The sequence below is a fragment of the Solibacillus sp. FSL W8-0474 genome, from assembly GCF_038004065.1.
Classification (GTDB): Bacteria; Bacillota; Bacilli; order Bacillales_A; family Planococcaceae; genus Solibacillus; species Solibacillus faecavium.
In genome coordinates this window covers 1,896,120-1,919,116 of record NZ_JBBOQJ010000001.1, presented here as the reverse complement: position 1 = coordinate 1,919,116, position 22,997 = coordinate 1,896,120, and the positions used below count along the sequence as shown (strand labels likewise).

Annotated in this window: 20 protein-coding genes; 15 read left to right on the top strand and 5 right to left on the bottom strand. The window is 36.4% G+C overall.

Going from position 1 to position 22,997, the window contains the following annotated elements:
- Position 1: 1 nt before the first annotated feature.
- Entirely contained in the window at positions 2–1,606 is a 1,605-nt protein-coding gene (locus NYE67_RS09350; protein ID WP_340727932.1) for an ABC-F family ATP-binding cassette domain-containing protein, read from the bottom strand.
- Between the two features lie 220 nt (positions 1,607–1,826).
- Between NYE67_RS09350 and NYE67_RS09345 the strand changes: the two genes are divergently transcribed.
- From NYE67_RS09345 to NYE67_RS09330, 4 genes are all read left to right on the top strand, one after another.
- Positions 1,827–3,008, top strand: coding sequence for an MFS transporter (locus NYE67_RS09345; protein WP_340727931.1), 1,182 nt, complete (start codon positions 1,827–1,829; stop codon positions 3,006–3,008).
- An 88-nt stretch (positions 3,009–3,096) separates the two neighbouring features.
- Complete coding sequence (locus tag NYE67_RS09340) at positions 3,097–4,221, top strand: hypothetical protein (RefSeq protein WP_340727930.1); 1,125 nt, start codon at positions 3,097–3,099, stop codon at positions 4,219–4,221.
- A gap of 263 nt (positions 4,222–4,484) precedes the next feature.
- On the top strand, positions 4,485–6,248 hold the full coding sequence (gene recQ / locus NYE67_RS09335; RefSeq protein ID WP_340727929.1) for a DNA helicase RecQ: 1,764 nt from the start codon (positions 4,485–4,487) through the stop codon (positions 6,246–6,248).
- A gap of 276 nt (positions 6,249–6,524) precedes the next feature.
- A complete protein-coding gene (locus NYE67_RS09330; protein ID WP_340727928.1) occupies positions 6,525–7,772 on the top strand; it encodes a helix-turn-helix domain-containing protein in 1,248 nt (415 codons plus the stop codon).
- A gap of 104 nt (positions 7,773–7,876) precedes the next feature.
- Here NYE67_RS09330 and msrA read toward each other — a convergent pair whose 3' ends face one another.
- Complete coding sequence (gene msrA / locus NYE67_RS09325) at positions 7,877–8,398, bottom strand: peptide-methionine (S)-S-oxide reductase MsrA (protein ID WP_340727927.1); 522 nt, start codon at positions 8,396–8,398, stop codon at positions 7,877–7,879.
- A gap of 234 nt (positions 8,399–8,632) precedes the next feature.
- Here msrA and NYE67_RS09320 point away from each other — a divergent pair, with 234 nt between their 5' ends.
- The 3 genes from NYE67_RS09320 (at position 8,633) to NYE67_RS09310 (ending at position 11,348) form a co-directional block, all read left to right on the top strand.
- On the top strand, positions 8,633–9,571 hold the full coding sequence (locus NYE67_RS09320; protein WP_191698986.1) for an LCP family protein: 939 nt from the start codon (positions 8,633–8,635) through the stop codon (positions 9,569–9,571).
- Between the two features lie 74 nt (positions 9,572–9,645).
- Complete coding sequence (locus NYE67_RS09315) at positions 9,646–10,875, top strand: AI-2E family transporter (RefSeq protein WP_340727926.1); 1,230 nt, start codon at positions 9,646–9,648, stop codon at positions 10,873–10,875.
- An 83-nt stretch (positions 10,876–10,958) separates the two neighbouring features.
- Positions 10,959–11,348, top strand: coding sequence for a cysteine synthase (locus NYE67_RS09310; RefSeq protein WP_340729836.1), 390 nt, complete (start codon positions 10,959–10,961; stop codon positions 11,346–11,348).
- Positions 11,349–11,689: 341 nt separating this feature from the next.
- On the opposite strand, the gene NYE67_RS09305 is transcribed toward NYE67_RS09310, so the two are convergent.
- Positions 11,690–12,853 carry an aminotransferase class I/II-fold pyridoxal phosphate-dependent enzyme gene (locus tag NYE67_RS09305; protein WP_340729835.1) on the bottom strand — a complete coding sequence of 388 codons (1,164 nt, stop codon included), beginning with the start codon at positions 12,851–12,853 and terminating at the stop codon, positions 11,690–11,692.
- A gap of 165 nt (positions 12,854–13,018) precedes the next feature.
- On the opposite strand from NYE67_RS09305, the gene NYE67_RS09300 reads away from it, so the two are divergent.
- The 6 genes from NYE67_RS09300 to NYE67_RS09275 all read left to right on the top strand — a co-directional run bounded on the left by NYE67_RS09300 (position 13,019) and on the right by NYE67_RS09275 (position 18,821).
- Positions 13,019–13,819 carry an ATP-binding protein gene (locus NYE67_RS09300; protein WP_340729834.1) on the top strand — a complete coding sequence of 267 codons (801 nt, stop codon included), beginning with the start codon at positions 13,019–13,021 and terminating at the stop codon, positions 13,817–13,819.
- 172 nt (positions 13,820–13,991) lie between these two features.
- Positions 13,992–15,356: an FAD-binding oxidoreductase gene (locus NYE67_RS09295; RefSeq protein ID WP_340729833.1), complete on the top strand. Its 1,365-nt coding sequence runs from the start codon at positions 13,992–13,994 to the stop codon at positions 15,354–15,356.
- A 12-nt stretch (positions 15,357–15,368) separates the two neighbouring features.
- Complete coding sequence (locus NYE67_RS09290) at positions 15,369–16,349, top strand: TRAP transporter substrate-binding protein (RefSeq protein ID WP_340727922.1); 981 nt, start codon at positions 15,369–15,371, stop codon at positions 16,347–16,349.
- A 15-nt stretch (positions 16,350–16,364) separates the two neighbouring features.
- Positions 16,365–16,832, top strand: a complete 468-nt coding sequence (locus tag NYE67_RS09285) for a TRAP transporter small permease (RefSeq protein ID WP_340729832.1) — start codon at positions 16,365–16,367, stop codon at positions 16,830–16,832.
- The gene (locus tag NYE67_RS09280; RefSeq protein WP_340727920.1) at positions 16,832–18,100 is read left to right on the top strand and encodes a TRAP transporter large permease; all 1,269 of its coding nucleotides are present in this window, start codon (positions 16,832–16,834) and stop codon (positions 18,098–18,100) included. The genes NYE67_RS09285 and NYE67_RS09280 overlap by 1 nt, the downstream gene beginning before the upstream one ends.
- A 16-nt stretch (positions 18,101–18,116) precedes the next feature.
- On the top strand, positions 18,117–18,821 hold the full coding sequence (locus NYE67_RS09275) for a FadR/GntR family transcriptional regulator (RefSeq protein WP_340727919.1): 705 nt from the start codon (positions 18,117–18,119) through the stop codon (positions 18,819–18,821).
- Between the two features lie 63 nt (positions 18,822–18,884).
- On the opposite strand, the gene NYE67_RS09270 is transcribed toward NYE67_RS09275, so the two are convergent.
- Positions 18,885–19,685, bottom strand: a complete 801-nt coding sequence (locus NYE67_RS09270) for an enoyl-CoA hydratase/isomerase family protein (RefSeq protein ID WP_340727918.1) — start codon at positions 19,683–19,685, stop codon at positions 18,885–18,887.
- A 170-nt stretch (positions 19,686–19,855) separates the two neighbouring features.
- On the opposite strand from NYE67_RS09270, the gene NYE67_RS09265 reads away from it, so the two are divergent.
- Together NYE67_RS09265 and NYE67_RS09260 are read left to right on the top strand one after the other, a co-directional pair.
- Positions 19,856–20,719 (top strand): tyrosine-type recombinase/integrase, encoded by an 864-nt coding sequence (locus NYE67_RS09265; RefSeq protein WP_340729831.1) that lies wholly within the window; start codon positions 19,856–19,858, stop codon positions 20,717–20,719.
- A gap of 63 nt (positions 20,720–20,782) precedes the next feature.
- The gene (locus tag NYE67_RS09260; RefSeq protein WP_340729830.1) at positions 20,783–21,187 is read left to right on the top strand and encodes a hypothetical protein; all 405 of its coding nucleotides are present in this window, start codon (positions 20,783–20,785) and stop codon (positions 21,185–21,187) included.
- A gap of 194 nt (positions 21,188–21,381) precedes the next feature.
- Here NYE67_RS09260 and NYE67_RS09255 read toward each other — a convergent pair whose 3' ends face one another.
- Positions 21,382–22,794: a sugar phosphate isomerase gene (locus NYE67_RS09255; RefSeq protein WP_340727915.1), complete on the bottom strand. Its 1,413-nt coding sequence runs from the start codon at positions 22,792–22,794 to the stop codon at positions 21,382–21,384.
- Positions 22,795–22,997 lie beyond the last annotated feature (203 nt).

Genomic DNA, 22,997 nt, shown 5'->3' with positions numbered 1-22,997 from the left:
CTTAAGATAAGCCTTGAGCATCTTTCCACTCTAAGTATTCATCGTATGTTAATGGCTTATCTAAAATTGAACCGTCTTCACGGATTTCAATTACGCGATTAGCAATTGTTTGAATGAACTGGTGGTCATGTGATGTAAAGATCATCGCGCCTTTAAAGCGGATTAAACCTTCATTCAGTGCTTGAATGGATTCTAAGTCTAAGTGGTTCGTTGGTTCATCCAATAATAATACGTTCGAATTTGAAAGCATCATTTTTGAAAGCATACAGCGAACTTTCTCTCCACCTGAAAGTACAGCAGGGGATTTCTTCACTTCTTCACCAGAGAATAGCATACGGCCTAAGAAACCACGTAAGAACGATTCAGTTTCATCTTCCGGAGAATAAGGGCGTAACCATTCAACTAATGACTTTTCATTGCCTCCGAAATATTGGTCATGATCCATTTCGAAGTAGCTTTGAGATGTTGTGACACCCCATTTATACGTACCGGCATCTGCTTGTTTACGATCCATTAAAATATCCATAAATGCAGATTTTGCATTTGGTGAACCTAAAAGGATAATTTTATCTTCTTTGTTCATTGAGAAGCGAATGTCTTTGAATAATATTTCGCCATCTTGTGAAGCAGTTAAGCCATCAACTGTTAATACGTCATTCCCGATTTCACGACCAGCTTGGAAGTTGATGAACGGGTACTTACGGCTTGAAGGACGGATATCATCCAGCTCAATTTTATCAAGCATTTTTTTACGAGACGTTGCTTGAGAAGATTTTGATGCGTTTGCAGAGAAACGTGCAACGAATTCTTTTAATTCTTTAATTTTTTCTTCTTTTTTCTTGTTTTGGTCAGCCATCATTTTTTGCGCTAATTGACTTGACTCATACCAGAAATCGTAGTTCCCAACATAAAGCTGAATTTTACCAAAGTCTAAGTCAGCAATATGTGTACATACTTTATTTAGGAAGTGACGGTCATGGGATACAACGATTACAGTGTTTTCGAAGTTAATTAAAAACTCTTCCAACCATTTAATCGCTTTTAAGTCCAAGTGGTTTGTCGGCTCATCCAGAAGTAAAACATCCGGTTTACCGAATAGAGCCTGTGCAAGTAAAACCTTTACTTTGTCAGAACCTTCTAAGTCAGCCATTAACATATAGTGCAGGTCGTCGCCGATACCTAAACCGTTTAAAAGAGTGGCAGCATCAGATTCTGCTTCCCAACCGTTCATGTCAGCGAATTCGCCTTCAAGTTCAGCTGCACGCATACCGTCTTCGTCTGTCATTTCAGGTTTCATATAGATTGCGTCTTTTTCGGCTTTTACTTCCCAAAGACGTTTATTACCCATAACAACCGTATCTAATACGTTGAATTCATCGTACTCGAAGTGGTTTTGCTTTAATACTGAAAGACGTGCATCTTTAGCCATTGATACGTGGCCTTCTTGTGCCTCAATATCACCAGATAAAATTTTTAAAAAAGTTGATTTACCAGCACCGTTTGCACCGATTAGGCCATAACAGTTACCTGGGTTGAATTTAATATTTACATCGTCAAATAATTTACGGTCACCGTAACGTAGACCTACACCTGATACTTGAATCATGCAGGTACCTCCTTGAATTGTTTCGTTGTATTTTGGATTGCTAAAAAAAGAGAATTCTCTTTTGCACACAATGTTTCTATTATAGCATGACTTAAAGCTAAATTAAATAACGGCGCTTATGAAAATCTACAATTCCATCGATTGAAAAAAAATTTAAGTTGGCAGACTTTTTATTTTATGGTTTACTAGCTACGAATGTATAGAGAAACGGGGAAGTTACATGAAACAAAGATCAAAGTGGAGTACCGGTCTTATGATTTTGGCTATTTTTCTTGTTTCAATAAATTTACGACCTGCTGTCACTTCAGTTGGACCAATTTTATCTACTATTAGGGAATCGTTACAAGTTTCAAGCACACAAATGAGCTTATTAACGTCAATTCCCGTATTTTGTATGGGATTATTTGCACCTTTAGCAGTACCTATACAAAAAAAGTATGGGTACCGGCTGTCGATAACACTATTAACTGCTTTAATAGGACTTGCTACTGTTACACGTATTTTCTTTTCAAGCTATAGTGCGCTTCTTACTACAAGCTTTTTAGCTGGTTTTGCGATTTCTATTATTAGTCCGATTATTAATGCTTATATAAAACAAAAATTCCCGACTAGAATGGAACCGGTCATTGGGGTCTATTCATTTGCAACGGGATTTGGTGCAGCAATTAGCGCGGGATTTACAGGTGTTTTTTACAAAAGCTTTGATGGTAATTGGGCTTTATCACTTGGTATATGGGGATTGTTAGCAATTGTCGCAATGATTTGCTGGTTCGCGTTTGTAAAGGATGCACCAATGCAGAAGTCTGGTACAGAACAGAAGAATCTAGCAAGAAATCCGTGGAGAAATAAATTAGCTTGGACGATTTTGATCTATTTTGGGCTCCAGACTTCTTTGTTTTTTAGTTTAACAACTTGGTTAACTTCTATGGCGTTAGAACAGGGGATGGTTTTATTAACAGCAGGGTCTGTTTTAACACTAATGACAGTAGTCCAATTAGTCGGTAATATTTTAATCCCATCTTTAATCAATCGTTATCCGGATCGTATAATTTGGTTGCACAGTTTAATTGTTATTGGAATTATCGGCTCAGCAATCTTCTTTATCGATTCAACATGGGCAATATGGACAAGCGCGGTTATTTTAGGATTTGTTCTAAGCGGATTGTTCCCGATAGGACTTATGTTACCGCTAGATGAAGCAAAAAATAATCGAGAAGCGAATGAGTGGAGTTCAATGGTATTATCGGGTGGGTTCATGATGAGTGCGTTTGCGCCACTGATTATCGGCTTTGTATACGATTGGACAACTTCGCATTATTTTACAAAATGGATTATCGTTATTTTGTTTATTCTTATGTCAATATCCGTTTTTATAATGCAAAAACAGAAGAAATCAGTATAATGGTAGAAGTGCCTGAATAAATCAGACGCTTCTTTTTTTATAAATGGATATTTAGTTTACATAATATAATTATTTGTTAGGAGAATGTATGCAAAAGCTATTTTTACTAATGGTGTTGTTTTTAGCAGGCTGTGCAGATAAAGCCGAGGAAAGTAAGTGGGTGGGAGAAGCACTGCCCAATGAGCCGATAGAAGAAATAAAGACCCTGGAAAGCCAAGTCCCAATATATACGCCTACTTCTAATACAATAGGGTACGTCATTAAGCAAGAAAAGCGCGATAAATGGCTGTTGGTAAATGCAGAGCAGGTATCCAGTCATCCTTATTCACTTGTACATAATGATCTTTTAAATTTAGGCGAGACGTATGCCATTGATGTAGAACATAATATCGCAATTATCCACATTAGAAATAGCTATGATTATTTAGTAGAACCTATTTCTACTTTTGAAACTCAGCGAAACGAAAAAGAAGTCATTGCAGAAAAACAACATATTGTTACGTTATTAAATGAGGCTGTCAATCAGAAAATACACTGGCAGGAGCGCCTACAAAAAAATAATAAGCTGCTTAAAGATTCACAACAGCAGCCAATCGAAAATTTCACAAGTTACTATAATAAAAATATTTTCACCTATAATGAAGACAATTTGAAAGCAGCAGCCGTCAATTTAATCAAACATCTTAATCAATTTGTGAACGATCGGGATGAAGCTGCATTGACCAAACTCATTCAGTCAGATGATTTGTTACAAGAAGTTCAATATTTAGCGAAATCAATTAATGAATTCGAAATAAAGGAAGCCCGTAAAGATGGCTTTTACTATTTCGTAAATGGAATTGATGATAAGAAAAATGATATTAGACTAACATTTATTAAAGTGGGGCAGCAATTTAAATTAATAGGTGCAAATTTTTTAACAGTCGAATTTTTGGGCGATGAAAAAATTCCACATATGCAAATTGATGAGGAAACAGCTTACTCAACATTACCTGGCCTACAAATGTTTTTAAGCAAAAATCTTGCCGCTATAAGATTATCTGTAAACAAACTTACATGGACTTTAAAACATGAAGATAAAAAAGTAGCTGTATCAAATGGTACTGCAAATTTTAGCTGCGAAACAGTAGTTGTCGTAGATAACAATTTGATTTTAAAAGGCTGTATAAACACAAAAAATGAAAATTATATCATTGCGTCGTTTAAAAAATAGGGATTACTACGGTAGTTCCTATTTTATTTTACTACATATTATCCGACACTAATTAGTTGAAAATTTAATTGATAAAGTTTGTAAGAAATAACAGGTGAAAAAGAAATTTTCAACAAAAAACTCCCTATTTCATATAAAATAGTATTTATTATATAGTAGGGTAGAAGAAAAAAATAAATTTTATAATTTTATTATGTAAACTAGGGGTTCGTATTTTTATGAATCTATATATTATAAATAACTAATTTAAACTAGGAGGCGCTATGTTACAGGAAGCAATTAAACATTTAAATACGTATTTCGGTTATAGTTCTTTTCGAACAGGGCAGTCACAAATTATTGAAAATGTACTACAGAAGCAAGATACATTAGTTATTATGCCTACTGGTGGGGGGAAATCGGTCTGTTATCAAATACCTGCCCTATGTTTAGAAGGTACAACAGTCGTAATCTCACCTTTGATTTCACTAATGAAAGATCAAGTTGATATGCTCGTTTCTAGCGGGATAAAAGCAGCTTATATAAATAGTTCACTTAGCTATGATGAAGTGCAGGATGTGATGTATGCAGTGCGTAACGGGGAGATCAAACTTCTTTACATTGCTCCTGAACGGTTAGAAAATGAGCGTTTCTGTTCAGAGCTTGCACAAATAAAAGTGCCCCTTTTAGCAATCGATGAAGCGCATTGTATTTCCCAATGGGGGCATGATTTCCGTCCAAGTTATCGGTCTATCCAACAGCTGCTGCACTTATGGAATGTCAAACCAACCGTTATTGCTTTGACAGCCACAGCAACGGAGGAAGTAAGTGCTGATATTCAAAAGCTATTATCGATTGAAAAGAGCAATACTTTCGTTACAGGCTTTGCACGGGAAAATTTAGCATTTTCAGTCCTTCTTGGTGAAAATAAAGAAGCTTATATTAAAAAATATGTAAAGGCAAATGAAGCAGAAGCTGGCATCATTTATGCTGCTACCCGTAAAGCTGTTGAATCTGTATATGACATGCTGCATAAAGCTGGGTTTGCAGTAGCAAAATACCATGGGGGAATGTTTGAAGAAGACCGGACTTATGAGCAAAATCGATTTTTAAATGATGAAGTTCAAATAATGGTGGCCACAAACGCATTTGGCATGGGTATTAATAAAACGAACGTTCGCTACGTCCTCCATTACAATATGCCAAGGAATATGGAAAGCTATTATCAGGAGGCGGGTCGTGCAGGTCGTGATGGACTTGATAGTGAATGTATTTTACTTTATAGCTCATCGGATGAACAAACACAACGCTTTTTAATTGATCAGGCTCAAGATCGTTCGCGCATTCCTTTTGAACTTGAAAAGCTCCATGCAATGATTGATTACTGTCATACAGAACGCTGTTTACAAAGTTATATTATAGATTACTTTGGAGACGAGGCAGAACAGGATTGCGGAAGATGTGCTAACTGTACAGATGATCGCCCTCAACAAAATGTGACGACAGATGCTCAAAAAGTTTTATCGTGCATAGTCCGTATGGGGCAAAAATTCGGAAAGCAAATGACTGCATCCGTATTAGCTGGTTCCAGAAGCAAAAAAGTATTGGAATTTAATTTTCATAAATTACCTACTTACGGTATATTACGTGGGATGAATGCAAAGGAAATTTCGAGTTTTATTGAATTTCTTATTTCAGAGAAACTAATAATTGTCCATAATGGTCAGTTTCCGACGATTTCAATATCGGACTTAGGAAAAGAAGTGTTGTTGGGTAAAGAGCAAGTATTTAGAAAAGAAGCGCGTATTGTTCAAACAACGGTAGAAGCGAACGATCCTTTATTTGAAACTTTAAGGAAAGTTCGAAAAGAGATTGCTGATCGTGAAAAGGTACCACCATTTGTTGTGTTTTCGGATAAAACTTTAAAGGAGATGTGTGTTCGACGCCCTAAAAACAGTACTCAGTTTTTAGAGGTAAGTGGAGTAGGGGAAAGTAAACTCGAAAAGTATGGCAAAACTTTCATTGATGCAATTGTTTCACATTCTTAATAATAGTTTATTATGCTTTATTAAACAAAATTATTTAATTTTAAATTATTATTTATTATATTAATTGTAACTAAAATACAATATATCCTTTAAATTGTAATGAAAATGCTATTTTAATTTAAAGAAAAGAATGCTATGATCTCGCTTAGCATTCTTTTTTTGTTATTTTGAAGTTTAAATCATTAAACTTTTAGTTAAGATATTGTAAAAAATCAGTATTCATAGTTTAATTAGAATATTCAGTCGAATATTTAGGTAAGAAGTGTGGGTGAAAAAGTGAATATTTTAGGAGAGCGTATAAAAAAGTTAAGAAAAGAGAAAAAATTAACACAAACAGAAGTCGTGGGAGAGCGTTTAACAAAAGGAATGCTTAGTTTAATTGAAAATGGTAAAGCACAGCCGTCAATGGAGAGTCTTTGCTTTATCGCAAAGCAGCTTAATGTAGACGTAAGCTACTTACTCGATGATGGGACAATGACTACTCTTCGAAATTTATATACGGACATTGAAGAAGATGTAGAGCGAAGAAAGCTAATCCGTGATCCAGATGAACTGCAATCATTAACAATTAAAATGATTGAAAAAATAGAGCCCTTTTTAACGGAAATTCAAGGAACAAACTATGAACAAATTAGATTAAGAGAAGTCTATTTTTTAATGAATCGTACTATCAATAAGGCTAAATCACTGGATGAGTACTGGAAGTTCATTGATCAATACGAGGAGATACATGCTTACAGCCGTATGTTGCGTTGTTATTTCTATCTTTGTTTATCATCAATCGAACAGCGTAATTATAATGAAGCTTTGAGTATTTTAAAACAAGGTGAAGAAAAGATTGCACCATATGAGCTCATGATTGATCCGATGGTAAGAATCGACCTCTACTATAATTTAACTATTTCATATTCGGCGGTCGATAATGTCCGAATGTCCGAACATTATTTACAAAAAGCTTTGGAAATGGCTAAAAAACTTCAAATATTTTATCGTATGGACCGCTTTTATCATTTGTTATTTATTCAATCGATTGCCGGTGAAGATTATGACAGAAGTAGGGAATACATAGAAAAATTGAGACTTTTATCAGAATTTGCAGAAGACCCTACAATATCCATCCTCTATTTATATAGTAAATTACACTACTTAAATAATGTTGAGAAAAATTACAGGCAAATTACCCCTGAAATTCAACATTACAAAGTGAAACTTCATAATTATTTATTCCTATTTAAAAATCCAATATTCATCGGGGAAGAAATGTATGCAGAGTTTAAGTTGAAAAACTATACAAATGTTATTCAAATAGGCGAGTCTTTAAAAATACCGAGCTATCTTCATCATCCAATCGATTTAGCTAAATATTATCGATTCTTTGCGGTACGTGCTTTAGCTTATTATTATGAAAATGACGAAGTGGCTGCCAAACGTGATATTATATTTGCTAAAAATGGGGTAGAGGATTTCCCTTCAACAATCTATAAAAAATTCATTTATGAAGCCTTTAATGAAATCTTCATGTAATAAGTAATCCGAGGTAAAATGCCTAATTAAAAAGCCGTTCAAATTTTACGATGCGTAAGGTTTGAACGGCTGTATATGTCTTTATTTTTATTAAGTAAGGTTAGTTAATTTTTATCCCAATGGTTAGTTAAAAACTCGTCACGCCCTGATTTTGCACGGTCTTCCTTATAATGAGCTTCTTCTTTTTTATAATAATCCTGGTGATGGTCTTCTGCTGGCCAGAATGCAGTAGCTTCTCTGATTTCAGTCACGATAGGCTTTTTAAATCGGCCACTTTCAGCTAATTTTTGCTTTGACAGTAAAGCTGCTTCGTGTTGATTGCTATTATGTGTAAAAATTATAGTTTTGTACGACTCACCGCGATCATGGAACTGGCCTCCCGCATCTGTTGGGTCTATTTGCATCCAGTAAATTTCTAACAGTTTCTCATAGCTGAATATTTCCGGATTAAAAAGGATTTCGACTGCTTCAACATGTCCGGAGTCACCCTTTTTTACATCTTCGTATGTTGGATTTTCTACATGGCCGCCTGTATAGCCACTTGTCACTTTTTCGATGCCATCCCAACTGTCGAATGGTTTAACCATACACCAAAAACATCCACCTGCAAATGTTGCCTTTTCCATTATGTAACACTCCTTTTGCTGACGACTATTTATATATCGTGCAGAATGAATATAGAACTAATATCATAAGTAGTTAATTGTTGTATTCTATCATGTATATGTATGTCATTCAATGATTACAATTGATATTAATAAGTAAGCTTTCGGCTATAAATGGTATAATCATGATAATTTGAAACTAAATATAATTATAAATCGTCTAAACTTCACGTAATTAGAAAGGAAGTTGTATTAATGGAAGATCAGGCGCGTCAAACCCGTTATAAAAAGAAAAAAATCCGAAAAGGCAGGGTCATATTTTTAATTCTCTTTTTAGTCATTATTGGCTCTGTTGGTTATAGTTATGTTCAATTTCAAAGTGGCCGTGATTTAGCATCGGACAACAAAATTCCAGTCGAGGGCTTTGAACCAGATGATAACCACCCGACTATTGAAAATTACCTAGTATTAGGGGTCGATACCCGCGGGGAAGAAAAGTCACGTACCGATACAATGATGTTACTCTCCTGGAACCGTGATACTAATGATATGAAACTCGTTTCCTTCATGCGTGATATTTATGCAGACATTCCAGGCTATCAATCATATAAACTGAATACTGCCTATTACTTAGATGGCGTTTCATTATTGCAAAAAACATTAAACAATATGTTCGATATTCCTATTCATCATTATGCAATGATTGATTTTAGAAGCTTTGAAACATTAATTGATATTTTGGCGCCGAATGGAATCGAAATGGATGTTGAAAAGGACATGGGCGGATTAATCTATGTAGAACTGAAAAAAGGGGTCCACAATCTAAACGGAAAAGAATTACTTGGCTATGCTCGTTTCCGCGCTGATGCAGAAGGTGATTTTGGACGAGTTGCACGACAGCAAAAAGTAATTGAAGCATTAAAAGATGAATTATTATCACCTAAAAATGTAGCAAACATGCCTAAATTCGTCGGTGCGATGCAAGGCTATATAACAACTGATTTAACTAGTAAGGATCAATTAGCTACCGTTTTAAAAGCGGTTGCAGGCGGAAAGGTAAATATTGAAAAATTAACGATTCCTGCTGAAGGAACATACAAATTTGCTAAGTACCGTCACGCGGGTGAAGTAATTGAAATCGATAAGGAAAAAAATAAACAAATACTGCATGATTTTTTAAATTTAAGCGAGTAAGCATTAGATGTAATTTTCTAATTCATGCTAAAATGGACATATAGGAAATTTTGTCGATATATTGGGGTGGTCTTTTGGAGAAAAAAGTAGAAGAAAAAAGTAATAATCAATTACCGCAAGAAAAATCTAATTTTTTCTCATCGATCTTTATTCGTTTTCTAGGCGGAAAAAATTTATTGTTCTTATTAGTGGTCATCTTATTAATCGGTTGTACAGTATTCATCTACGATAAAATTGCGTTTGTTTTTGAACCATTGCATGTACTATTCGAAGTGATCATTTTACCGGGTGTGTTAGGGGTAATTTTATTTTACCTATTACGTCCTCCGTTAAAGCTGTTAGTGAGATGGAAAGTACCACGCGGGTTGGCAATTTTGATTTTGTACATTGTAGCAATTGCATTAATCACTTTGCTTGTTGTTCTTGTATTCCCGTTTTTGCGGGACCAGTTTACAAACTTAGTACAAGAATTCCCTGTCGTGCTTATGTCGCTTGCCAATGATTTATTAGCCTTTTTAAATAACTCCCAGTTCAATGAGTATTTTGAGAAAATCAATTTTGATTACAATCAAATATTAACTGATTTTACCGGCAGTTTTATTGAAACAGTGAAAGATACATTGACAAGTGTTGCGTCAGGCGTAGCGTCGGGAATTACAGGACTTGTATCTACAATAACAGGAATCGTTTTATCACTCGTCATCGTTCCTTTTATTACGTTTTATCTATTATATGAAGGGGAAAAGATGCCTCGTTTTATTTTACGTCTTTTTCCACCTCGTATGCGCCTACGTATGGGAGAAGTCCTACATGATATGGACAAACAAATCAGCTCCTATATTCAAGGGCAAATTTTAGTGTCATTTTGTATTGGCGTCATGATGACAATCGGGTTTTTAATCATTAAGATGCCTTATGCATTACTATTAGGTTTCTTAGCCATGATAACAAGTGTAGTCCCATACTTAGGCCCAGCAATTGCCGCAACACCAGCAGCGATTATTGCCATTGTAAATTCACCATGGTTGTTATTGAAGTTAATTATCGTATGGACAATTGTACAATTAATCGAAGGGAAGTTTATATCTCCTCAAATAATGGGTAAATCATTAAGTATTCATCCGATTACGATTATTTTTGTATTATTAACATCCGGTTCTCTATTTGGTGTAGCTGGTGTCGTGTTAGGTCTTCCTGGCTATGCGCTAATCAAAGTTCTTATTACACATACGTATCGAATATTTAAAGAGCGCTATAATCGCTTTCAAACAGACGAAACGAATTTGTATGAAGATTTAAAATAAAGAACTTGGGAGTGGCCTGAAATATTCAGGGCACTTCCTTTTCAAATCAGTCGGTTGATTTCTTATTTTATGGGGGAATTCACATGTTAAGTAAATGGTTAACAACAGTAGAAGAAAATGGGGTAAGAGTAGAAACAGTTATTGAAAAAACAGATCTTGTAGAAGGTGACATTCTGAATGGTTCTGTTTACATTACTCCTCTTACAGAAGATGAAGAGGATAAAATTGACTACATTTCATTAAAAGTTCTATGTGAGCAGGCAAACGGAGAATTAACCGTTATTGGTAAACATTCCTTTGAAGTGGTCGGCACTATTCGATCAAAAGATGCGGAAATTATGCCTTTTGAAATCATGCCAGATGAGCGATGGGTATGCGGAAAAGATGAACGACTTATTTTCCAAACGATTGTTATATTTTTAGATGGAACAGAAGTCGAAGAAGCTGGTTATATTTCTTATGATACTGAGTAAGTATATAGAGGCCGGTACAAAACCCACCTCAAAATAAAACAGCCGTTCAAATTTTACGATAAGTAAAGTTTGAACGGCTTTATATTTGTGTCTACTTCGTAGCCGTTGTTCTTCGTTACGGCGGACGCTTTCCTGGGCACGAGGCCAACACGATGTTGGTCACAAAAGCGTTGCCACAGGACGTGGCGTTTTTAGCTTTTGTTCCTTTCACTCTCCCACGTGCTCCTGCGATTACTCGTCGCAAAATAAATTTTGCTTGTCCCCTGGGAGTCGCCGCCTTCACTACGAACAACTAAGTTTCCTTCTATATCATTTAAATCTCTACATAATTTTTGTCCCAGCTATACGCGAATCGTTTTTAACTTTTTAACAGCTTTTTCAAGTAATTCAACTGGTTGTACTAATGCTAAACGCATATAACCTTCACCCGCTGAACCGAACACCGTGCCTGGAACCATAACGACACCTGTTTGCTCAATTGCTTTAAAGGCAAAATCTATACACTTGATATCGTAAGGGTATTTTGCCCAAACGAACATCCCACCATTACTAGGTGCTACTTCCCAGCCAATTGATGTTAAACCTTCCATCAATGTTTTATGGCGCTCTGAAAAGGTCTTTCTTAATTTGTCCGTAATTTCCTCAGAGTTGTCTAATGCTAATGCCGCTACTTGTTGAATTGGTTCAAAAATTCCGAAATCTAAATTGGATTTTAATTGCTTCATTATTCCAACTAATTGAGCATTCCCTACAATGTAGGCAACACGTGTACCAGCAAGACTAAAGCTTTTAGATAATGAATTGATTTCCAGCCCAACTTCTTTTGCACCCGGTGTTGCAAGGAAGCTAATCGGTGCATCACCTTTGAAGTAAAACTCTGAATAGGCCGCATCATGTAATACAATGATATTATATTGCTTCGCGAATTCGACCACTTCTTTAAAATATTCCAGAGATGGCATTGCAGGTACTGGATTACCTGGTAAATTCAATATGAGTAATTTTGCTTTTTGCAGTACTTCTTCAGGAACAGCTTTTAAATCGGGTAAGTAATCGTTCTCCTTTGTTAAAGGCATGTAGTAGGGCGTTGCACCCGCTAAATGGATTCCGGCATCGTAGGCAACATATGCTGGATTTGTTGTTAATACGACGTCTCCTGGATCACAAAAAGCAACTGGCAAGTGTACTAAGCCTTCTTGAGAACCGATTGTTTGGACTACTTCAGTTTCTGCATTTAATTCAACACCGTTTACTCGTTTATAGTAGTTACATACTGCTTCATTAAATGTTTGAATACCCGTTAATGTATAACCATATGAAGAAGAAAGTGCCGAAAGTTCAGACATCTTTTGTCGTAGATTTTCAGCTGGAGGAATATCTGGACTGCCTAAGCTCAGATCAATTAATTCCACCCCATTTTGCTGCTGAATTTTTGCATGTTTTTTTAGATCCCCAAAAATTGCCGGTGCAAATAAAGACATTTTTTTTGACGGTTGGATATTCAATATGTAACACTCCTTAAAACTTTCAAATGTAAGCACCATTTTATCATAACCATCACGTATAATGGGAAGGAAATCAGAAAATAGAGTTATCTTCAAACACAAAAGCATTAAATTGAAATAGAGTAGCGATTTTTTACTGTATAGATAGTAGAAAGGAAGAAAATGATGATCACTTATTCTTTAAGCGGGCCTAGTGGTACTGGTAAAAGTACCAGTGCTTTACAGTTTGCTCACGAACAAAATATTCAGGCCATTATTGATGATGGGCTATTTATTGTAAATGGAGAAAAGGTAGCCGGAACGTCAGCAAAGTTTGAGAAAAATACATTAAAGGCTGTACGCCGCGCAATTTTTGATGATGATGTACATAAAGAGGAGATTTTAAAAGCTATTCAAGACTATGAAGTAAAATCTATCTTAATAATTGGCACATCGGATAAAATGACTAAAAAAATAGCTGCACGTTTAGAGCTTGGCGAAATTAATCATTTTTATTATGTACAGGACATTCGAACAGAAAAGGAAATCCGTATCGCTAAATACGTAAGGGAAGTACAAGGAAAGCATGTTATGCCAGTACCTTACAGACAAGTAGAGCAGAATTTCTTTAAACGTCTAGTTCAGCGAGGGAAAGAGATTTTCTCTTCTACTCAAGTGAAGCTAGGGGAAACGACGATTGTTCAGCCTGACTTCCATCAAAATAGCGTATATATAGCACGTTCCGTATATTTAGATGTTTTAGAACATGTTCTCGAGCAACAGAGTCAAATCATAAAATTTGAAGTACTGAGTCTACAAATTGAAGGGATTCCGCAGATGAATATTAATATTTATTTAAAATCACCTGTCCAATATCATGTTCCCACCTATCTATACGAGGTTCAAAAAGATATTGCTGATGTATTCTCCCATCAATTCGGCATAGAACCCGAGAAAATTAATTTACAGTTAAGAGGCATTAAATAACCGTTAAAAAAGGGCTGACATTAATACGTCAGCTCTTTTTTTCAAAATATAAACATATAAATCTCAAAAATTAATTGTATTTTCAGATAAATAAATATATTCTAAATATTAAGAAGTATTGGTTGGACCAAAAGACTGTTGGTATAACCAAAAATTATAAAGGGGATGCACTATGAATTATATTGAACACTTACAAAATTTATTATCACACGAGCAAGTAACGACAAATGATGTTTTACGTGAACAACATGGACGAGATGAATCTTACCATGAACCTCACTTACCGGATGTAGTCGTATTTCCAAAATCAGCAGAAGAGGTGAGTGCAGTTTTAGCCTTTGCAAATGAGCAGCTTATACCAGTTGTACCATTTGGTTTAGGTACGAGTCTGGAAGGACATGTCATTCCAACAAAAGGCGGGATCTCACTTGATTTGTCACTTATGAATGCGGTGTTGGAAGTACGGTCAGAAGATTTTCTCGTAAAGGTCCAACCGGGTGTTACTCGCAGTCAATTAAATAAGGAACTGAAAAAATACGGCATGTTTTTTTCTGTAGATCCAGGGGCAGATGCAACATTAGGTGGTATGGCTGCGACAAATGCGAGCGGAACAACTTCAGTACGCTATGGCATTATGCGTGATCAAGTCCGTGATTTAGAAGTCGTTTTAGCTAACGGCGATATTATCCATACAGGCGGGTTAGCTGCCAAGTCATCATCAGGCTATCATCTAAACGGACTTATGATTGGTTCAGAAGGTACACTTGGTGTCATTACGGAGTTAACATTACGTGTTTACGGTATTCCGGAAAAAATAGTGGCAGGACGTGCGACATTTAATACTGTCCAAGAAGCGGTCAATTCCGTTGTTGCATTAAAGCAGGCAGGTATTCCGATGGCACGCATTGAGCTCGTTGATAAAACGAGTATTGAACAGGTGAATCATGCATCAGGTGCTAGCTTTATAGAAATGCCTACGCTATTTTTAGAATTCCACGGAAATGAATCTGGTTTGCAATCTGACGTTGTCTTTGCAACAGAGCTACTCAATGATAATGGCTGTACAGGTCTGTCTTTTGAACAGGATGAACGGGCACGTAATCAGTTATGGGAGTTGCGTCATAATTTGGCCTATACATACATCCATTCAGCGCCAGGAAAACGCTTAATGTCTACCGATGTAGTAGTTCCGATCAATTCATTGCCGGAAGCAATAGAAAATTCACGTAAAAAGATTGAGAGCATGAATATTAACGCCGGAATTGTCGGACATGTCGGTGACGGAAACTACCATATTTTGCTTATGGTAGATATGAATGACCCTCACGATATTTTAAAGGCAAAAGAGCTTAATGAGCATGTAGTGGAATTTGCCTTATCACTAGGTGGTACTTGTACAGGTGAACATGGTGTAGGTAGCGGCAAAGCAAAATACCAGCGACTTGAACATGGGCTGGCATACGACTGGATGAAACAGATTAAACAAGTGTTTGATCCAAACAACATTATGAATCCAGGGAAAATATTCATTGATTAGGGGAATTGAAAGATGAAAAAATTCGTTTGCATAGTGGGGCTTGTATTGAGTTTTGCACTTTTATCGGCTTGCACAAGTTCAAATGAAAGAGAGCAGTACGTATTATACGCAGGACATTCACTCGCAGCAGATCATCCGTTTGAGTTGGCGATGCAAGAATTGAAGCAGCGGGTTGAAGAGCGTACAGATGGTAGAGTCATTATTGAAACGTTCCCTTTAAGTCAGCTCGGCGCAGAGCGTGAGCTGATTGAAGGAGCTATGCTCGGTTCAGTAGACATGGTTGTCTCCACATCAGGACCGATTATGAATTTCGTTTCAGACTTTGCTGTACTTGACCTGCCGTTTTTATTTAACGACAGGGAATCAGCCGTGAACATTTTGGAAGGTGAAATCGGACAAGAGTTGTTTGATCAATTACGTGACATTGGGATTGTCGGGTTATCTTGGGGAGAAAATGGGTTCAGGCATGTCACTAACAGTATGAAACCAGTTGAAACACCTGATGATTTAAAAGGGTTGTCGATGCGTGTACAGGAAAATAAAGTATTTATCTCTGCATTTAACAAGCTTGGTGTTACGCCTTCCCCAATGGCTTGGACAGAAGCGTTGACCGCGCTGCAGTCGGGAGTAGTGGATGGGCAGGAAAACCCAATTTTAGTTATTGATAGCTACAAATTATACGATGCCAATCAAAAATATATGACACTAACAGGACATGCCTATTCTTCGGCAGTGTTTATGATGAGTGAACATGCCTATAACCGTTTACCGGAAGATCTACGCCAAATTGTAATGGAAGAAGGTCAGAAAATCGGGGCATATGAGCGGCAACTCGTAATTGATATGGAACAAAAGGCACTTGCCAGACTTCAAGAACAAGGAATGGAAGTTGTAGATACAATTGAAGTAGATGCATTCCGCGAGAAAATCATGTCTGTATATGACAGTGCTAAAAACCAGCAGCTTTTACAGCGTATATTAAATGAGCAGTAGGATAGGAGAAAGACAATGGTGAAATTAGTAGAAGGGGTAAATAAAGTAGTACATGGTATTTTAATTGCCTTAATGGTTGTACTTGTTATTTCGGTATTTTGTCAAATTACGTTCCGCTTTTTTGATTATTCCATTGCTTGGACCGAAGAACTATCACGGTATTCCATGATTTGGATGACCTTTTTAGGGGCGGCCTATGCAGTAGCAGCCCGTGCGCATATTGGCATGGAATTATTAGTTGACCGTATGGAAGGCCTTATAAAGAAATTTTTTATCGTACTAAGCGCAGCGGTTTGTCTTGTGTTTTTTATTCTCATGGTCGTTAAAGGCTTTGACTTGTCCATGCGTGTGATGGATCAGCCGTCAGCTGTATTGCAAATACCGATGGGAATTGTCTATTCAGTCATTCCTATTAGCGGGCTCATTCTAGTGATGAATTTGTTCTATATCACGACAAAACAACTGAAAGGAGAGCTATCTTAATGGCAGATATTATTCTTTTCATTGTATTGCTCGTATTAATTTTCATCAATGTTCCAATAGCCATTGCGTTAGCGATGGCAGCAACAACGTTTTTCGTTATTCAAAGTGAAATGCCCATTGTAGCAATTTTCCAACGTATGTTTAACTCGATAGACTCCTTTCCATTACTTGCAGTTCCTTTTTTCCTACTTGCTGGAAAGTTAATGGAGTCTGGCGGGATTTCCCGTAGATTAATTCATTTAGCAGAAGTAATGCTCGGCCGAGTACGCGGTGGATTGGCATTAGTATCAATTATTTCATGTGCCTTTTTCGCAGCATTATCAGGATCAGCTGCTGCGACAACAGCGGCGGTTGGTGCCATTATGATTCCTGCTATGGTCAAAAAAGGCTATGATAAAAACTTCTCGACTGCTATTCAGGCGGCAGGAGGTACAATCGGAGTGATTATCCCTCCAAGTGTACCGCTCGTATTATTCGGGGTCACAGCAAGTGTTTCAATAAGCGATCTATTTTTAGCAGGAATAATACCCGGTATATTTGTAACGTTTTCCTTACTTTTACTTGTTTATATCGTGTCTATACTTCAAGGGTATGGTGGCGGAGAGAAATATGATTTCAAAGAATTTTTCATTGCTTTAAAGGATTCTATTTTAGCTCTAATGATGCCTGTTATTATTTTAGGTGGTATTTATAGCGGATTTTTTACCGCTACAGAAGCGGCTTTAGTTGCCGTAGTATATGGGTTAATCGTTGGCGTATTTATTTACCGCGAAATTACTTTAAAAGATTTGTATCACATATTTTCATCAGCAACTGTCATGAGTGCATCCATTTTATTCATTATTGCCGGCGCATCTGTTTTTGCCTATTACTTAACGCGCGAACGCATTCCGATGCAAATTACAGAAGCTTTATTAAGTGTGACGGACAACTGGATTTTTGCATTGCTTATCATTAATTTCATCTTACTGATAGTCGGAACATTTATGGAAACAGCGGCCGCTATTTTAATTTTAACACCAATATTAGCGCCTGTTGCAACTGCACTTGGGATTGACCTTGTTCATTTTGGAATTATAATGATTGTTAATTTAGCGATTGGATACATAACACCACCAGTTGGGTTAAACTTATTCGTAGCCAATAAAATAGCCGGAACGAAACTTGAAGGTGTAATGCGTGCGATTATACCCTTTATACTAGTCATGATAATTTGTGTATTAATTATCTCATTCGTTCCAGCACTTAGTTTATTTTTAGTGAAATAGTGAAGGTGTGAATCCGGTGACTTCAACAAACAAACAAAAGGTTTATGAAATCATATTCCAAAAAATACAACAAGAAATTGCTGCCGGTCATTTAAAGGTTGGCGATAAATTGCCTCCTGAACGGGAACTTGCCGCGCTCTATAGCGTAAGTCGCACGTCGATACGAGAGGCACTACGATTATTAGAAGTCAGTGATGTAGTGGAAATCCGTCAAGGTGATGGGACATTTATTAAAAATACTTCTCTTCATCAAGTACAGGACCAGTTATCAAATGTATTATTAAAAACAGATAAAGTCGTCTTATATGAGATGCTTGAATTAAGGCTGATTCTAGAATCTCAATGTGCGGCACTTGCGGCATTACGAGCTGATGGTCATGATCTTGAAAAAATTGCACAATCAGTTGAAGCGATGAAGACAGCAGATGATAATGAAGAGACTGGACTGCAGGCAGACTTGAACTTCCATATGGCAATCGCAAAATCGACTCATAATAGCGTACTTGAACAACTAATTGCGTCATTAGAACCGCACATGCAAAATACGATTGAAGCAACGCGCAAACATCGATTATCATCAAAAGCAAATATTACGCGTACATTTGATGAGCATAAAGCAATCTATTTGGCTATTAGCCGAGGTGAAAGTGAAAAAGCGAAATCACTTATGGAAGACCATATTCGGACAATTCGGGAAGAAATTTCGGAATTACCGTTTTAAAAACTCATCACTAAATGAAGAACGCCGCAAATTTTGAAATCTAATTTGCGGCGTTTTGCTATTTTATTTACGTTGTTGTCTAGTAAAAACAGGTTGACGTTTTTCAACAAAGGCGCGTACACCTTCAGGGAAATCGGTTTGAGAAACGAACGGTGAAGATCCTTCCCATAGAGCTGGTGATGAATCGACACACTCTTTCACAGAACGCTTTACAGCAAGTAGTGAATCGGGTGACATTCCAGCCACTAATTTACCCATGCGTATGGCAAAGCGGTTCAAATCCTTTTCGGCCACTAAGTAATTCAGCATGCCTGCTTTATATGCTTCGTCCGCTTTATACATACGACCAGTAAATACAAAATCCTTCGTTGCAGAAGGTCCGACTAAATCAACTAAACGCTTAGCAAATTTATTGTTTAATGTGATACCAAGCTTTCCAACAGGAATCCCCATTTTTGCTTTATCCGAACCAATGCGGATGTCACATGCAAGTGCAAGCTCTAACCCAGCACCCATTGCCGGTCCATTAATGACACCGATAACAGGTAATGGTAAATTTTCAATTGTAGAAATTGTTTTTTCCATATGTACAAAAGCTTCTTCGGCTTTTTCCAAGGAAATTGAATTGAATTCTTTAATATCAGAACCCGCGGTAAAATTCTCTCCAGAACCGCGTAATAGCAACACTTTATTTTTAGGATTTTCCAAAGTCTTTAGTGCAATGTTAGCTAATTGATCCCACATATTAGCCGTTAACGCATTTTTGAGCTGTGGTCGATGAATTGTAATAATGGCCATTCCAGCTGTCTCCTGATAAATAATTTTTGCTTCTTCTGCTTCAAGCCTTGTCGTACGCACTTGCATAAATATCCCCCTTAAATCTTTTATACCAATTATTATAGACGATTATTAAATCATTAACATTTAATTAAGAATTTTCAAGAAAAACAATGATATGTTAAGCAAATCTATACTCTTATCATGTTAAAACTAATTAATAGAATGGTACAATATGGTTGAAGGGAGCGATGTTTATGTATGACACATATGTGAAAGCTTTCGAAACTTATTTAATGTCACTTAACAAGTCGTTTTATACGAAGAAACAATATACGTTAGATGCGAAGCAGTTTGCTGATATGACTCAGCATACCGAGCACATAAATGAAGCATTGAAACTTTATTCAAAGGAAATTCAGGAAACCTATCAAAAGGTGAATACAATAAACCGGAAATTCGCGGCAATTCGTCAATTTTCAACCTTTTTACAATTAAGAGGTGTTATAACCGCGTATAATGAAGAATTGATCCAACCTTTAGCAAAGCTAGATACAGAGCTTGACGTTTTAAAAGAAAAGCAGTTTAAACGGACACTATCCTATTGGCCCTATCAATATGACATCGCACAAAACGCTGAACATGAATGGCTGGCATTAAGAAATGCGGCAATTGTTTTCACGGTAGCGGAGCTTGGCATCAAACCAGCAGAGTTAGTCCGTATGGAATGGAAGCATATTCATAAACAAACGAAAGAGGTCATTGTCCTTGCTTCCAAAAGTTTTAGGTCATTGCCTATTTCTTCAAGAATGCTGGAATTACTGGATGACTATAAACAATTGACCGAACAATTTATGCCCCTCACTGAACATTCGCCATATGTCTGGCTTGGAGTAGGGAACAAGATGGGGGAGCCATTGACAGTAAAAACGATTGAAAGAATTTTTAAATCGATGTCTCAGCAGATGGAATTTAAAGTAACAGCTACAAATTTAAGATATTACGCCATCCAAAAGGAATTAGACCAGCAACACGATACAGAATCGTTATTTGGGCAATTTGGTTATGCGAGAAAAGGGGTTTTAGTCGAACGTGAACAACGTTTCCCCAAAAAGAAATGAAAATTATGCTACAATAGCAAATAGATAAAAAGAGAGTAAATGATATTTATAGGGGGAAAGGCATTGGCTATTTCGATGATGGAAGCTTATACAATTGAACTATTAAAAGCACATCCATACACATATGAACAAGTGAAACAGTATCTTGAAAATAATCAGGCACACATTTTAACAAACGATTACAACATGGACTTTGAACCAATCGTGACGTTGCTAAAAGAAGACTCGAATGTTCTGGAACAGGCATTTGAAGGGAATTATCAAGTGAAGTTTATGACGATTAATGGATTGAAAAATTTGCTGCGTATGCGTTTTGAAGTTACAGAGGATCAGTATGAGCTGTTAGAAGCAGGGAATGGCTTGGCGCAATTAAATGTTTCAGCAGAGACGGAACAGAAAATTCGCGAAATGTTATCATCAAACTGGAAAGTAGAGCGTAACGGTGAAACGATTACGCTGTTCGTATAAATAAATGGATTGGTTTACTATTATTTTATTTATCGGGGCGTTCTTGCTTTTTATCAAACTATTTAAAGGTGTACTGAAACTAGCCTTGTTTTTAATCATAGCTATTTTCTTGTATCGTTTTTTTATGATGTAACAATAAAAAAGATGGGTTAGAGTAAAGTCTTGGTGACTTTTACTTTATCCCATCTTTTAATTTACCGCTGTCGTTTTCTTTGTACTTTTCCGTAGATGCTCGTTGTAAAGTTGAACAGCTGATTGATGATTAAAGCTGCCATTGTGAATAACCCCAGCATAGCTAGTATTAATGCTATCCATTCAAATAAAGTGAAGTCCACTATTTCGGACAGTTCGATAGGCTCTCCTAACATTTCAATGACTAAGTTCATGCCATATATACCGGAAATCATACTGAAGATTGTTAAAATAAAAATTAGCTTGTTTAATCTATCAGCTGATCGATCTTCCTGAACACGATAAAGTTCCTCAAGCGTTTCTTTTGTTTCATGATACAGCCCGTCTATACGAAACACTTTCCGGAAATAATTCGATATTTCCTTTCCTTCCGTACGTACCGAGACTTCGGTAAAATAATACCGGGAAGCAAACTTTGTTATTTGTTCAATTAATTCCTCGACTATATCTTTATCCTTTGAAAATTTCAATTCACTATGTTCAAATATTAACTTCAATAACATCAGCTTATAAAAATAATGAATAAGTAAAGTATAATAGGAAATCGAATGGAAACTACCAAGATATTTCTTCATACTTTCATCATCGACATTTGTTAATTGGATGTGGCCTTGAAGAGTTGTAATGGTATAAAACCGTGGTGCCCATCGCTGATACGTATGTTCATCAATAAAACGTTTTATATATTCCTCATTCGTACTAGATATATAAGGATCTCCATTACTATCACGCCCATTCAGCTGACCGGCGCGATATAGCAGAAATTCATCGATTTTTGTATTTTCTTCAAAATGAAAAAAAGCACTTACGTACATGCGCTCATCTTCAAAGAAAGGTATTTTGCTTATATTTTTATGAATAGCAGAATAATCAACAAAAAACTTTTCTAAAAAAGGCGCAATCTTTTTGAATATTAATTCCTCCGTATTTTCAAACGTAAAATCCTCATATTGAATAGTGGCTCCCAGCTCTTCATCAATTTTCGGCTGCAGCACGCGAAAGTAGTGTCCAAATGATATCGCTGCATTAATATCTATTTCTTCTTCCAATTCTATTCTTAACGCTGCAATCCCAATGCCGAACGGACAGAGGTTAATGTCTGCACTCAACAAAGTAAAAGGAATTTCATCAAATTTTGTGACCATCACGCCTTGCTCCTGGATCTTTTTCGAGTAGCGGTTAAAGTGGAGATGAGAAACGTCATCATTTAATAATTTTTCTTCTACGAACGGGTAATAAAATTGCTTTAATAATTGGTGAGAAATTTCGACATCTGTTCCATAAAGATCATTTTCATAATCCATTTTAAAATGATAAAAATGATGTTGCTTCAATAATTGCTCAAATTTTTCAAAATGATATTGACGATAATTAAATGGATAATAAAAGACGTAATGGGTTTTTTGCGAATTCATCGTTTCACCTCCTAGATTCTATATTCCCGAGAACCTAAATTCCTAACCTTAAAGCCCATTTTCAAAAACGCTCTCAGACGATTTGAGTTGGACAACTATCCGCATCGATATATTTCACTTCGTCTGAGAGAGAAATTACAATTATAGAACATTTGTTCTGATTTTAACGATAAATCATGTCAAATAAGCGGTTTTATCCAATA

Bases quoted from the DNA above. Each gene is read 5' to 3' on its own strand.
- NYE67_RS09350 (WP_340727932.1), bottom strand. From the start codon at position 1,606: ATGATTCAAGTATCAGGTGTAGGTCTACGTTACGGTGACCGTAAATTA.
- NYE67_RS09345 (WP_340727931.1), top strand. From the start codon at position 1,827: ATGAAACAAAGATCAAAGTGGAGTACCGGTCTTATGATTTTGGCTATT.
- NYE67_RS09340 (WP_340727930.1), top strand. From the start codon at position 3,097: ATGCAAAAGCTATTTTTACTAATGGTGTTGTTTTTAGCAGGCTGTGCA.
- recQ (WP_340727929.1), top strand. From the start codon at position 4,485: ATGTTACAGGAAGCAATTAAACATTTAAATACGTATTTCGGTTATAGT.
- msrA (WP_340727927.1), bottom strand. From the start codon at position 8,398: ATGGAAAAGGCAACATTTGCAGGTGGATGTTTTTGGTGTATGGTTAAA.
- NYE67_RS09320 (WP_191698986.1), top strand. From the start codon at position 8,633: ATGGAAGATCAGGCGCGTCAAACCCGTTATAAAAAGAAAAAAATCCGA.
- NYE67_RS09310 (WP_340729836.1), top strand. From the start codon at position 10,959: ATGTTAAGTAAATGGTTAACAACAGTAGAAGAAAATGGGGTAAGAGTA.
- NYE67_RS09300 (WP_340729834.1), top strand. From the start codon at position 13,019: ATGATCACTTATTCTTTAAGCGGGCCTAGTGGTACTGGTAAAAGTACC.
- NYE67_RS09295 (WP_340729833.1), top strand. From the start codon at position 13,992: ATGAATTATATTGAACACTTACAAAATTTATTATCACACGAGCAAGTA.
- NYE67_RS09290 (WP_340727922.1), top strand. From the start codon at position 15,369: ATGAAAAAATTCGTTTGCATAGTGGGGCTTGTATTGAGTTTTGCACTT.
- NYE67_RS09285 (WP_340729832.1), top strand. From the start codon at position 16,365: ATGGTGAAATTAGTAGAAGGGGTAAATAAAGTAGTACATGGTATTTTA.
- NYE67_RS09280 (WP_340727920.1), top strand. From the start codon at position 16,832: ATGGCAGATATTATTCTTTTCATTGTATTGCTCGTATTAATTTTCATC.
- NYE67_RS09270 (WP_340727918.1), bottom strand. From the start codon at position 19,685: ATGCAAGTGCGTACGACAAGGCTTGAAGCAGAAGAAGCAAAAATTATT.
- NYE67_RS09265 (WP_340729831.1), top strand. From the start codon at position 19,856: ATGTATGACACATATGTGAAAGCTTTCGAAACTTATTTAATGTCACTT.
- NYE67_RS09255 (WP_340727915.1), bottom strand. From the start codon at position 22,794: ATGAATTCGCAAAAAACCCATTACGTCTTTTATTATCCATTTAATTAT.